Annotated in this window: 10 protein-coding genes; 7 read left to right on the forward strand and 3 right to left on the reverse strand. The window is 43.4% G+C overall.

Features of this window, described 5'->3' with window-relative positions:
* Positions 1–14: 14 nt before the first annotated feature.
* Complete coding sequence (locus tag J1N51_RS13075; protein ID WP_208831695.1) at positions 15–1,241, reverse strand: multifunctional CCA addition/repair protein; 1,227 nt, start codon at positions 1,239–1,241, stop codon at positions 15–17.
* 167 nt (positions 1,242–1,408) lie between these two features.
* Here J1N51_RS13075 and J1N51_RS13080 point away from each other — a divergent pair, with 167 nt between their 5' ends.
* Both J1N51_RS13080 and J1N51_RS13085 read left to right on the forward strand, forming a co-directional pair.
* Positions 1,409–2,257 carry an ExeA family protein gene (locus J1N51_RS13080; RefSeq protein WP_208831696.1) on the forward strand — a complete coding sequence of 283 codons (849 nt, stop codon included), beginning with the start codon at positions 1,409–1,411 and terminating at the stop codon, positions 2,255–2,257.
* 14 nt (positions 2,258–2,271) lie between these two features.
* Entirely contained in the window at positions 2,272–3,240 is a 969-nt protein-coding gene (locus J1N51_RS13085; RefSeq protein ID WP_208831697.1) for a general secretion pathway protein GspB, read from the forward strand.
* Positions 3,241–3,246: 6 nt separating this feature from the next.
* Here J1N51_RS13085 and J1N51_RS13090 read toward each other — a convergent pair whose 3' ends face one another.
* Positions 3,247–4,416, reverse strand: coding sequence for an HD-GYP domain-containing protein (locus J1N51_RS13090; protein WP_208831698.1), 1,170 nt, complete (start codon positions 4,414–4,416; stop codon positions 3,247–3,249).
* A 39-nt stretch (positions 4,417–4,455) separates the two neighbouring features.
* The gene (locus tag J1N51_RS13095) at positions 4,456–5,652 is read right to left on the reverse strand and encodes an HD-GYP domain-containing protein (protein WP_232842811.1); all 1,197 of its coding nucleotides are present in this window, start codon (positions 5,650–5,652) and stop codon (positions 4,456–4,458) included.
* Between the two features lie 170 nt (positions 5,653–5,822).
* Here J1N51_RS13095 and hisS point away from each other — a divergent pair, with 170 nt between their 5' ends.
* The 5 genes from hisS to J1N51_RS13120 all read left to right on the forward strand — a co-directional run bounded on the left by hisS (position 5,823) and on the right by J1N51_RS13120 (position 12,219).
* Positions 5,823–7,100 (forward strand): histidine--tRNA ligase, encoded by a 1,278-nt coding sequence (hisS, locus tag J1N51_RS13100; RefSeq protein ID WP_208831699.1) that lies wholly within the window; start codon positions 5,823–5,825, stop codon positions 7,098–7,100.
* Positions 7,101–7,152: 52 nt separating this feature from the next.
* Positions 7,153–7,800: a YfgM family protein gene (locus J1N51_RS13105; RefSeq protein ID WP_208831700.1), complete on the forward strand. Its 648-nt coding sequence runs from the start codon at positions 7,153–7,155 to the stop codon at positions 7,798–7,800.
* Positions 7,801–7,810: 10 nt separating this feature from the next.
* Positions 7,811–9,091: an outer membrane protein assembly factor BamB gene (gene bamB / locus J1N51_RS13110; RefSeq protein ID WP_208831701.1), complete on the forward strand. Its 1,281-nt coding sequence runs from the start codon at positions 7,811–7,813 to the stop codon at positions 9,089–9,091.
* A gap of 120 nt (positions 9,092–9,211) precedes the next feature.
* Positions 9,212–10,753 (forward strand): ribosome biogenesis GTPase Der, encoded by a 1,542-nt coding sequence (der, locus tag J1N51_RS13115; RefSeq protein WP_208831702.1) that lies wholly within the window; start codon positions 9,212–9,214, stop codon positions 10,751–10,753.
* Positions 10,754–10,920: 167 nt separating this feature from the next.
* Positions 10,921–12,219 (forward strand): peptidoglycan DD-metalloendopeptidase family protein, encoded by a 1,299-nt coding sequence (locus J1N51_RS13120; protein ID WP_208831703.1) that lies wholly within the window; start codon positions 10,921–10,923, stop codon positions 12,217–12,219.
* Positions 12,220–12,227 lie beyond the last annotated feature (8 nt).

A 12,227-nucleotide genomic window follows, 5' to 3' on the forward strand; every position in this document is an offset into this window, starting at 1 on the left:
TCCTTGGGGGCCTCTCAGTTTTGGGAGGCCTTTTTTTCTTTAACGGCAGCAATTCGCAACTCGGTTAGACGAGTTCTGATCTCTTGGCCTTTATAACCTTGCGCTACGATATCTTTGGTATTAATTGAAGCTGCGTGCTGGTACAGGGTTTTTAACAATTCAGCCTGTGGGTATTCAGCCTCCTCAAAACCTGTTCTGCCTCGCATATCAGCGATACAACAAGTTAAAAAATCATAGAACCTATCTTCTTTTCGCCAAGCATCTAACCGGTCAAACAGCTTAATAGTTGTATCTGCCCTAAGTTCGAAAGCCTTATGGACATGAGTGTGAAACTCACTATTTAATAGGGCGAGCTCTTTACAATCATTGGGGACACGAAGTCTTTCACATAATTGTTTGATGGGTTTTAATCCGAGTTTTTCATGCCCATAGTGGTGTGGCCATTGATCTTGTGGAGTTAGCCCTTTACCCAGATCATGGCATAAACTAGCAAAACGAACGGTCAGTTTGTCAGATAATAAACATGCTTGTTTTAAAACCATCATGGTGTGGACACCAGTGTCGATCTCTGGGTGCCATTTGGCGGGATTAGGTACTCCCCAAAGGCAATCTAGTTCAGGCATTAGCACTTTTAATGCACCGCATTCTCTTAATACTTCAAAATAAATATTCGGGTCGCGCCCTAAGAGCGCAGCTTGTGTCTCTTGCCAAATTCGCTCAGGGATCAAGGCATCGATTTCGCCTGAGGCTACTATTTGACTCATGAGCTCCATCGTTTCTTTGGCAACAGAAAATCCTAGGTGGTAATAACGCGCAGCAAACTTGGCTACTCTAAGTACTCGTAAAGGATCTTCAATAAAAGCGTTTGAGACATGGCGCAGAAGTTTTTGTTCGATATCGCGTCGGCCATTAAACGGGTCGATAATATTGCCATTTTGATCTTCGGCCATGGCATTAATCGTTAAATCCCGGCGCAATAAATCTTGTTCGACGGTAATAGATGGAGAAAAGTCGCAGCTAAATCCGGTGTACCCAGTGCCTTGTTTTTTTTCGGTTCTGGCTAGGGCGTATTCTTGTTGTGACTTGGGATGCAAAAACACTGGAAAAGATTTACCGACTTGCTGATAGCCAGCCGCTAACATGTCTTCGATAGTCGCGCCCGTCACTAAATAATCCTTATCTTTAATTGGATAATTTAACAATTTGTCACGGACGGCACCGCCCACCAGATAAATTTGCATGACTTACTCTACTTCTGTTTTGCTTGCTCAGTCGTTACTGCTTTTGATTATATTCTCATCTGTCTTGAAAGTCGTCTGATAAAACGGTTGATTTTTTAGCCCTGCTCGGTATGTTTGACGCCAACTAATGACAAACAAGACCTATGTCACCAATCAAGAAGCAGGATATGTATCTAGATTACTTTCAGCTCAAGGCGGAGCCGTTTAATATAGCACCGAACCCCAATCTAATGTACCCAAGTCAACGCCACCAAGAAGCAATTGCTTATTTGCGTTATGGACTGCGTGGTAATGGTGGTTTTGTGATGTTGACTGGTGAAGTGGGGACAGGGAAAACCATGGTAAGTCGTGCTGTATTGACCGATTTACCTGACGATATGCATGTTGCTTATGTATTAAACCCAACATTGAATCGAATTCAACTGCTCCAGACTGTATGTGATGCATTTCAAATTTCTGTAGCCGATGAGCAAGATCACAAAAAATTATCAGATGCATTGCAAACTTTTTTGGTCGAGAGCCATCAAAGAGGTGAGAGTTGTTTGTTAGTCGTTGATGAAGCTCAGTTGTTAGATGCCGACGCGCTCGAACAGTTGAGGTTGTTTACTAATATCGAAACCAATGACAAAAAGCTGTTACAAATTATCTTGATTGGTCAGCCTGAACTACAAGAAAAACTGGCGCAAAGAGAGTTGAGGCAGCTGGCACAGCGCATTACTGCTCGATATCATTTGTTGCCGTTGAATGAGCAAGAAACGACTGAGTATATCAACCACAGGATCAGAGCAGTTGGCGCACCACGTCCATTGTTTGAGAAAAAAGCGATAAAGGCGATTTATAAACACGCCTCTGGAACACCGAGACTTATAAATTTGTTGGCAGATCGTTCGTTAATGGGCGCCTTTGCACAGGGCGCGCCATTGGTTTCGGCAAAAGTCGTAAAACAAGCTGCTAAAGAGATAATAGGTGTTGAACAAGCACAGTCTCGTTGGTCTTGGCTCCCGTTTGTTAATTAACCAGGTTAAATAAATTGAGTTTTTTATATAAAGCATTGCTGAAAGAGCAACAAAAAGATCAGCAAAATGAACAACAAAAAGAACCGCAAAAAATCAGTACAGCTGCGCCTCATTCTCAATGGGAAAATGAGACTACCCCGTCAGGTTTTGTTAATGGAAACACTGCCTCTTTTGACGCTTATCAAGCCCAAGGTAGCCATCAACACTCAAATAGTGGCTGGTCCGTAGGAGCTTGGGTCGTTATTGCCTTGCTGTTATTGGTCGTCGGTGGACTCTCAGGCTATATTGCTGGGAACGTATTTGGCCTTAGCAGTAACAATTCGGTTAATAACACGCAGGTACCTCAAACAATTCAGCCTGTACCGACTCAATCAGAATTACTTTCAAATCAAGCACAAGCTAACGACAACTCAGAGATTCAGCAGCCAGCCCCAAAAAAAGAAGTTGAGGCTGATTATGAGTTTAAGCAGGGCAAATTAACCGAAGTAAATACAAATCAACCAACGGCAGAGAGTCTACCGACTGATACGTCGGTTGTTAAAAGCGAAGAGCCGATTGCAAAAAACATTGCAGAAAACATTGAACCAATTCGCATAGAAGAAATGATCCCTTCCACATCCATTGATGAAGTGCCGGATGAGTTGAAAGCCGCATTTGAACAAGCTGTCGCAGATCTTGATGCGGCACAACAAGATCCTCTCGCAGATTTTGACCGTGGTATTCAGGTTGAAACTGACTCAACGTTGACCGACATTAACGACTTATCTAATCAAGAACGCGCGGTATTACCGCAGATTTTTTATCAGATGCATATTTTTGCGTCAGAACCTTCACAGCGTTGGATTAAAGTAAACGACAAAACCCTTCACGAGGGTGAGTACCTGACTAAAAATCTAAAGTTAGTCGAAATACGTCAAGACGTGGTGGTTTGGGAAACCACATATCGTCGCTTTAGCCAAGTTGCCCTGCAAGATTATAAGTAAGTTGGTTTATAAGTAGTTTTCAGCAAAAATACCGCGTTTATTACCGTAATAAACGCCCTCAATTTCTTCATTGAGTTGGACACTCAAGTCATAAATCTTCGGTTTTATATGGTGAGCCATATTAGCGTTGTAAATGAGTTTGATATTTGGCCTTAGATGGTTGCCAGAGTTATCCAAAACTAATCCTACTTTACCACTTTTCAACAATACCAAAGTGCCCGGAGGGTAAACGCCGATATTGTGGATAAAACGTTGTAGCATGTCGTTATCAAACTCTTTATCTAGCTTCATGAGTTTGCGATATGCTTGCAACACACCCAAAGGCTTTCCTCCGGCTGCGACTCGGGTCAGAACATCAAACTCATTAACGATACAAAATATACGCATAGCGTCATTTAAGTCTGTGAGTTTAGCGCCAGAAGGATAACCACTTCCGTCTAGACGCTCGTGATGCATTTCGATGACTTGCAGAGTATCTTTAGTAAGGCTGCCGACGGTAGTTGCAATCTCAACACCACGTTTTACGTGTTCGGAAACTACAAATTCATTTTCAGCTCTTTGTTTAGGTGTTATCTCTTTGTTGTTGGGGTTTTGAATGCCTGCATCCATGCTCAACTTACCGATGTCATGGAGCAGGGCGCCCATTACCCAGTTTTGTGCTTCTTGCGGTGACCATTTCATTTTTCTGAGCATCGCCGCAAAATAAGCGGCACATCGCAGCGCGTGGCCGACTTGAAAATCAGGATAATAGGTCGTGCGCACAATGGCCAAAGCCGGTGCCATATTACGATAAATAGAGGCAATAAATTCCATCGCAGCAAAGTGAAGTGCATTCACATCAAAAAGGTCATTGGTACGGATTTTATTAAAACTATCCGTTAAAACTTCCGTTAGCTTCGTCGTCGCCTCTTTGGCGCTTTCTATTTCGATTGCAAATTTTACTTGGCCAAAGGTATCTTGAAACGCAAAGTTATCTTCTTCGACGTGTTGGTTTTCTTCGCCCAAATCGACAGTGACAGCAACGATGCCTTTGGCGATCATTTCGTTGATGTCATGCTGGCTTTTGACCCGCCCTGAGCTTGCCACCTTAATGTGTCCTAGTTGCTGAGATATGTCGACTACGTACTGACCGGGTTTTAGTTTGGTAATAGGTATGCGTTGAAGACCTTCGCTCATCTCATTTCCATCTGGTTGATATTACTTTGCGTTTATTGCTTAGCTATCTATTAATAACTCTTGCATGATCTTGTTAAAATCGATGCCAAAGTCCTCTGGTTTTACACTTTGGGCTATTTCGTCATCGATACCAGGAGCCCCTAAATCGATCATCTTAGAAGGAATATAGGACTTACTATTGATACTGTAAAATACTTGCACAACTGGACATAGTGGATTGACGAAGTTGGACTTTTTGACAATGCCTAGCTTGTTACTCTTCGTTTGGATTAGTGTTCCAACAGGGTGAACACCCATACAGTTGATAAACTCTGCAACTAAGTTGGCATCAAAAGCGGTACCACTCTCTTTTCGCAAGATCTTGAATGCCATGATAGGAGTTCGTGCATTTTGATAAACTCGAGATGCAGTGATGGCATCATATGTATCACAAATGCTGATCATCCGAGCATACATGCTCAAGTCTTCGGCTGACTTATTATTAGGGTATCCTGAGCCATCTAAGCGTTCGTGGTGATCACCCACTACCTCTAACATGATTGGAGTTAGGCCTTCTGATTCCTTGATAATGTCATAACCCAAGGTCACGTGTTGGCGCATGATCACCATTTCTTCATCGGTTAAACGCCCTGGCTTGTGAAGGATTTCATCGGGGATGTTAATTTTGCCTAAATCGTGTAACAGGGCACCTGTCGCTAATTGATGAATGATGTCTTGTTCAATTTGTAGGTGCTTTGCGAAAATAGTCATAATGATCGAAACATTGATGGAGTGCTCCATCAAGTAATCATCTTTTTGACGCATTCTGGTCATACAGGCTAATGCATCTTGGTTTCTGAATATAGAATCAATGAAACCGTCGGCAATGTCTTTCATTCCATCAGTGTCGACTGGGCGACCTGCTTGCATGTTTTTTAAGGCCTGACGCTGAAGACTTTTTGCTTGGTTATAAAGCTTTTTGGCTTTGCCGATCTCTTGACTGAATTTTGCTGCGCGCTGATTTTCGTTTTCGGTAACTTGGGTTTCGACAGGAGCTTCAGGCTCTTGCTCGAGTTCACTCTTGGCTAAGTCAACTAGGACTTTCTGAACCCCTTTGGTTGTTAGGTTGTTTATGGCGCTTTGTGAACGCACAAATCCACCGTTTTTAACAGAAAAACTTCCTTTTTGAACAGTAACATCAGCGATAAACATTCCCGGTTTCAGGTCGCTTACTGAGTATTCTTTTAACATGAGCATTATCGATCGTTGTGTAATTAACTTAAAGTTAGCAGATTTATCGATGCAAACCTATAAAAAAAGCCTGCTTCAGCTTTTGTCTTGCGTTTTAAACGTCTAACAATTGTCCTTCTTGGCTAAAGCCCCTATAATGCAACCCCAAAATTTTCAACTAAAGGTGAACTTACGTCGTGTCAAAACCGATCCAAGCTATTCGTGGAATGAATGATATTCTGCCAAGTGAAACTGCTCAATGGCAGCAAGTAGAAGCTGTATTGCGTCAAACTGTAGCGAGTTATGGCTATTCTGAAATTCGTTTTCCCATTGTTGAGTTCACGGATCTGTTTAAACGCTCGGTTGGTGAAGTAACTGATATCGTTGAAAAAGAAATGTACACCTTTGAAGACCGCAACGGTGACTCACTAAGTTTACGTCCCGAAGGTACAGCGGTATGTGTGCGAGCAGCTAACCAAGGCGCGTTATTATACAACCAGCAACAACGCCTGTGGTATATGGGACCAATGTTCCGTCACGAGCGTCCTCAAAAAGGTCGTTATCGTCAATTCCATCAGTTTGGAGTTGAGTCTTATGGCTTTGCTGGCCCAGATATGGATGCCGAAGTTATCATGTTGTCGGCGCGACTTTGGGAAGCGTTTGGTATCACTGAACACTTGCGTCTTGAAATCAACTCGCTAGGCACAAATGAAGCACGCGCAGAATACACGGTTGCACTTGTGGCGTTTTTGGAGCAGCACAAAGACAAGTTAGATGAAGACTCGCAACGTCGTTTAGGCACAAATCCATTACGAATTTTAGATAGCAAAAATCCAGACGTTCAAGCGTTGTTAGAGAGCGCTCCTAAGTTATCTGAACATTTAGATGAAGAGTCAGTGCAAATGTTCGAGGAGCTAAAAGCTCGATTAGACGCTGCCGGAATTAAATACGTTGTAAACGAGCGCCTTGTTCGTGGTCTTGACTATTACAACCGTACGGTATTTGAGTGGGTCACAGAAAGCTTAGGCTCCCAAGGTACTGTTTTAGCGGGTGGACGATATGACGGATTAGTAGAACAACTCGGTGGCAAAGCGACGCCTGCAGTGGGTTTTGCTATGGGTATCGAACGTTTTGTACTCTTGTTACAAACTTTAGATATTTTAAAGGAACCAACGTCTGATGCGGATGTCTACCTTGTAGCCGCTGGTAAGGCTGCTGAACTAAAAGCAGTTGAAATTGCCGAGCAATTGCGACATTCTGCGCCTTCACTCAGAGTTGTAAACCACTGCGGTGGTGGCAACTTCAAAAAACAAATGAAGCGCGCTGACAAGTTAGGCGCTCAAGTTGCGTTGATTTTAGGTGAAGACGAAGTCAACAACCAACAAGTGACCGTTAAGAATTTGAAAGTACATGGTGAACAACAAACCGTGGCTTGGGCTGACGTTGCAAGTGCAGTGACAGCAATCATTGATTAAGAATTAGAATGGCGTTGGACAATGCCACGCAGTACAAATACATGAGGTTGTAATGGAAATTTACTCAACAGAAGAACAACAAGAAGAAGCAATCAAAAAGTTTTTTAAAGAAAACGGCCTACAAATCTTTTTAGGTGCAGCTTTGGGTCTAGGTGGCTTTATGGGCTGGAAATCTTACGTAGCTAGCCAGCTTGAGGCTCAAGAAGCAGCCTCTGTTGAGTACGACAAGTTTGTTGAATCAGCAACTGCAGAAACAGCGCAACTTGAGTCAATAAACACTGAGTTAAACGCGTTTGTAACGGCTCATGGTGAAACGGGTTACGGTATTTTTGCTAATCTAATCGCAGCAAAAAAAGCGGCCGAAGCAGGTGATTTGAAAGCGGCTGAGTCACGTTTAGTTGCGGCAGAAAAAGCAACTACTGAGCCAAGCTTAAATGCGCTTATCAATACTCGTCTTGCCCGTGTTCAAACTGGTTTAGGCAACTATGACGAAGCCTTGGCAACATTGAACGCCATCACCGAATCTGGTTTCGAAGCGAACGTAGCTGAGCTAAAAGGTGACGTATACGTGGCACAAGGCTTAGCCGATAAAGCTCGCCAAGCATACCAACTAGCTGCCGACAAAGGTGGTTTAGAGGGTAACAACGTACTAAAGATGAAACTTCAAGATCTTGCTCAACCTGTGAGTACTGCAAGCTAAGGCATAAACTATGCGTTTTTCAGAGTTAAGCCAGCAGACTCGTAAGCTGGCCAAATTAGCCCTTGTTTCGGCCCTGTCTGTGGCTGTACTAGCTGGTTGTGAGTCGAACGACGAGAACGAAGCAACTCGAATTGCTGAGTTAGAACCAATTAATATCAAGCGCCACGTCGAAGTAGAGTGGCGCGAGCAGGCTGGTGACGGTGTAGACAACTACTTCTCGAACCTAACGCCAGTTATCGCCGGTGACGTTATTTATGCGGCAAGCCGTGATGGTGAAGTGTTTGCATACAACAAGCTTACAGGTGACGAGATTTGGTCAACGGACACACGTGATAATCCTCCTAGTTTATGGACGACCATTACGCTAGAAAACGTTCCTGGTAATAAGTTGAGTGGTGGTATCACTGCCGCCTATAACAACCTTTATATCGGCTCGGAAAATGGCTTTGTCATTGCACTATCACAAGAAACGGGTGACGTATTATGGCGTCAAAACGTTCGCGGTGAAGTTGTTGCAGCACCTGCCTATGGTGAAGGTTGGATTGCAGTAACAACGACAGCGGGTGTCGTAACCATGTTACACCCAGATACGGGTGAAGTTCGGTGGGAAGTTGAAACTGATGTTCCTGCCTTGTCGTTGCGTGGTACTTCATCTCCGTCAGTAGCAAACGGTGGTGTTTTGGTTGGTACTGCGACAGGTAAAGTAACCGTTATTATCGCTGAGCAGGGCATTGCGGCTTGGGATGCTGAAGTTGCTACGGTTGATGGTGCTACTGAGTTGGAAAGACTTGTAGATGCAGACTCTCAACCAATCATTGTTGGCCCTGATGTATATGCAATTGCTTACAATGGTAACTTAGCCGCGATTGATTATCGCACTGGCCGTATTAAGTGGAAGCGTGAATATTCTTCATACCGCAACTTATCTTATGAGTCAGGCACGTTATACCTGACAAACGATAAAGGATACGTATCGGCAATCAACGCATCTGCTGGTAGTGAGTTATGGTCGAATACGGACTTTTATAACCGTCGTCTAACTCAACCTGTTGTGTATAAAGACACAATCGTGGTTGGTGACTTTGAAGGTTATTTCCACTTTTTAGACAAACAAACAGGTGAAGTCGTTTCGCGTTATAAACTAGACGACATTGATTATTCTGCATATCACTGGTTTGTTAGTTGGTTCACTAGTGAAGACCGTCGTGCTTATGCAGCACCGGTTGTAGATGGTGAGCTACTTTACGTTCAGACGCGAGATGGCGAATTAACCGCTTTACGTCTACCGTAATATACAGTCCTAATTAAATAGGCTTTGCCCCACTCGCTGGTGGCAGAGCCTTTTGTTTTTATAAATACCCGATTTTTCTAAAATGTAAGTATAGAAAAATCAATGATTTGAGGTGAATTCATGCTACCTGTAGTGGCTCTTGTTGGTCGTCCAAATGTTGGTAAGTCAACGTTGTTTAATCGCTTAACCAAAACGCGCGATGCGTTGGTTGCGGACTTTCCTGGTTTGACACGTGACCGTCGATATGGTCAAGCAAGTTACAATGAAAACAATTTTATTGTGGTGGATACAGGAGGTATTGATGGCACAGAAGAAGGAATCGAGATTGAAATGGCTGAGCAATCGCTGTTAGCGATTGATGAAGCTGACGTTGTTTTGTTTTTGGTTGACGCTCGTGCGGGTTTAACGGTCGCTGATGAAGCAATTGCTGACCACCTACGCAAAAAGGACAAACCAACCTTTTTGGTTGCAAACAAAGTTGATGGTATCGATGGCGACTCATTTAGTGCCGAGTTTTATTCGCTTGCACTTGGTGAAGTACATCAAATCGCTGCGGCTCATGGTCGCGGTGTAGCTGCATTATTAGACCGCGCTTTGGTTCCTGTTGTAGAGCAACTGACAGAACAATTTGAAAATGAAATGTCTGAACTCGAACAAGCTGAAAAGCTCGTTGAGTCTATGCATGCTGGTGATGAAGAAGGCTCGGTGGAGCACGTTAAAACATTGCCAGAGGTAGAAAGTGACGGTGACGAAAGCGAAGACGCTGAAGCAGTGCCATTTGAAGATGTACCTATTAAGTTTGCTCTCATCGGTCGACCTAACGTTGGTAAGTCAACACTAACTAACCGTATGTTGGGTGAAGAGCGAGTTGTTGTTTACGACATGCCTGGAACCACACGTGACTCAGTATACATTCCGATGTCTCGCAATGATCAAGATTACATTATCATAGACACGGCGGGTGTACGTCGTAGAGGCCGTATTAAACAAGCCATTGAAAAGTTTTCTGTGGTCAAGACGCTACAAGCAATTGAAGACGCTAACGTTGTATTACTTATCTTGGACGCTCGTGAGGGTATCTCTGATCAAGATTTAAGCTTGTTAGGTTTTGCACTTAATGCGGGTCGTTCAATTGTTATTGCAGTAAACAAATGGGATGGTTTGGACCAAATTGTGAAAGACGATGTTAAGCGTGAGTTAGATCGACGCTTAGGGTTTATTGATTTTGCTCGAGTCCACTTTATTTCTGCTTTACACGGTACTGGTGTTGGTCACTTGTACGAGTCGATTGTTGAAGCGTATCAAAGCGCAACCAAGCGTATTTCGACTTCTATGGTGACTCGTATCATGAAGATGGCTCAAGAAGATCACCAGCCACCTATGATCCGTGGGCGTCGTATTAAGTTAAAATACGCTCATGCCGGTGGTTATAACCCGCCGCGTATCGTTATTCACGGTAACCAAGTTGATGACTTACCGGATTCATACAAGCGATATCTGATGAATTATTACCGCAAAGCTCTTGATGTTATGGGAACACCAATCAAGATCGAATTCCGAGAAGGTGACAACCCGTTTGAAGACAAGAAGCACAAAAACTTGACCTTGTCTCAGCAACGTCGTGCTGGTGGATTTATTAAGCGTCACCGCAAAAATAAATAGGGCTAAAGCAGCATAATATTTTGCTCTTAAAGCAAAAATATTTGCGCAAGTAATGACCAACAAAGCCAGCCTCAAAGGTTGGCTTTGTCGTTTCTAGGTGCTATTCTGCGTCAACTAATATAACTATATTGTGTCTGAGTGGCGCCTTTTATTGCGAGATGTAGGTAATGAGAGACCTTATTGACAACTTTCCAAAACAGCACAAACACGCACTGGCTGCAGTGTGTGGCGTACTTTTTTTATTGCTGTTGCTCCCATCAGATGAAGCTGAAGCATCGAAAGATGTTACCTTTGTTGCGGCTGACTATCAGGAATTAGCTGTTGGCCAAGAATACCCACTTCCATTGAGTATTGAGTCAGTGGAGTATAACCCTGCGTCGTCTATTTCGACTAAGCAAGTTAGAGTGAAATCTGGTGATTCACTCGCCTCGTTATTCAAAAGAGAAGGGGTGCCACAAAAAGATATGTTGGCTGTCACCCGCTCAAGTAAGCTTGCACAACAATTTACTCGTTTGGTTCCAGGTAAATATTTGACCTTTAAATTCGACGAGAACAATACCCTAGTCGAACTTGAATATGCACACCAAGCTGCAGCAACGGTCGTTGCTAAACGCGGTGAAAACGATAAGTTTGAAACGTCTATCGAAGAGCGTGAAACGGTCGTTACTGAACGTTATTTTGAAGGAACAATTGAGTCTAACTTCTGGAACGCGGGTGTGTTAGCAGGGCTAAATGATAAATTAATCATGAACTTGGCTAATATATTCCAGTGGGACGTCGACTTTGCATTAGATATTCGCAAAGGCGATCAGTTTTCGGCGTTAGTGGAGCAGATCTTTATCGATGGTGAATTTGTTGGTTACGGTGATATTTTAGCGGCAGAATTTACTAACCAAGGTGACGGTTTCAGCGCGGTACGTTTTGAAGATGGCCGTTATTACACACCTGACGGTGATAGTATGCAAAAAGCGTTTTTAAGAGCACCTGTAAGCTTTAAATACATCAGTTCTAACTTTACCAAACGCCGTTTTCACCCAGTTCAAAAACGCTATAAAGCGCACCGAGGCGTTGATTACGCAGCAAGCACGGGAACTCCTGTTGTGGCTGCGGGCGATGGCAAGGTGATCAAATCTGGTTATGACCGTTTTAATGGTCATCATGTGTTTCTTGAGCACGGTGGTGGCATTACAACTAAATACATTCACTTTTCTAAACGAAAAGTCAAAAAAGGCCAACGCGTGAAACAAGGTCAAGTTATTGGTTTAGTTGGCGCAACCGGTTTAGCTGCGGGACCTCACTTACACTATGAGTTTTTGGTTAATGGCGTGCATCGTAACCCAAGAACGGTTGTATTGCCTAAAGCTAACCCAATTTCAAAACAACAAAAGCCGGCTTTTGTCGCAATGGCAGAACAGCGCATGGACAAATTGAATCACAACAAACGTTTGTTGTTAGCGATGCGCTAATAGAACGT

Source organism: Psychrosphaera ytuae (assembly GCF_017638545.1).
Taxonomy (GTDB): Bacteria; Pseudomonadota; Gammaproteobacteria; order Enterobacterales; family Alteromonadaceae; genus Psychrosphaera; species Psychrosphaera ytuae.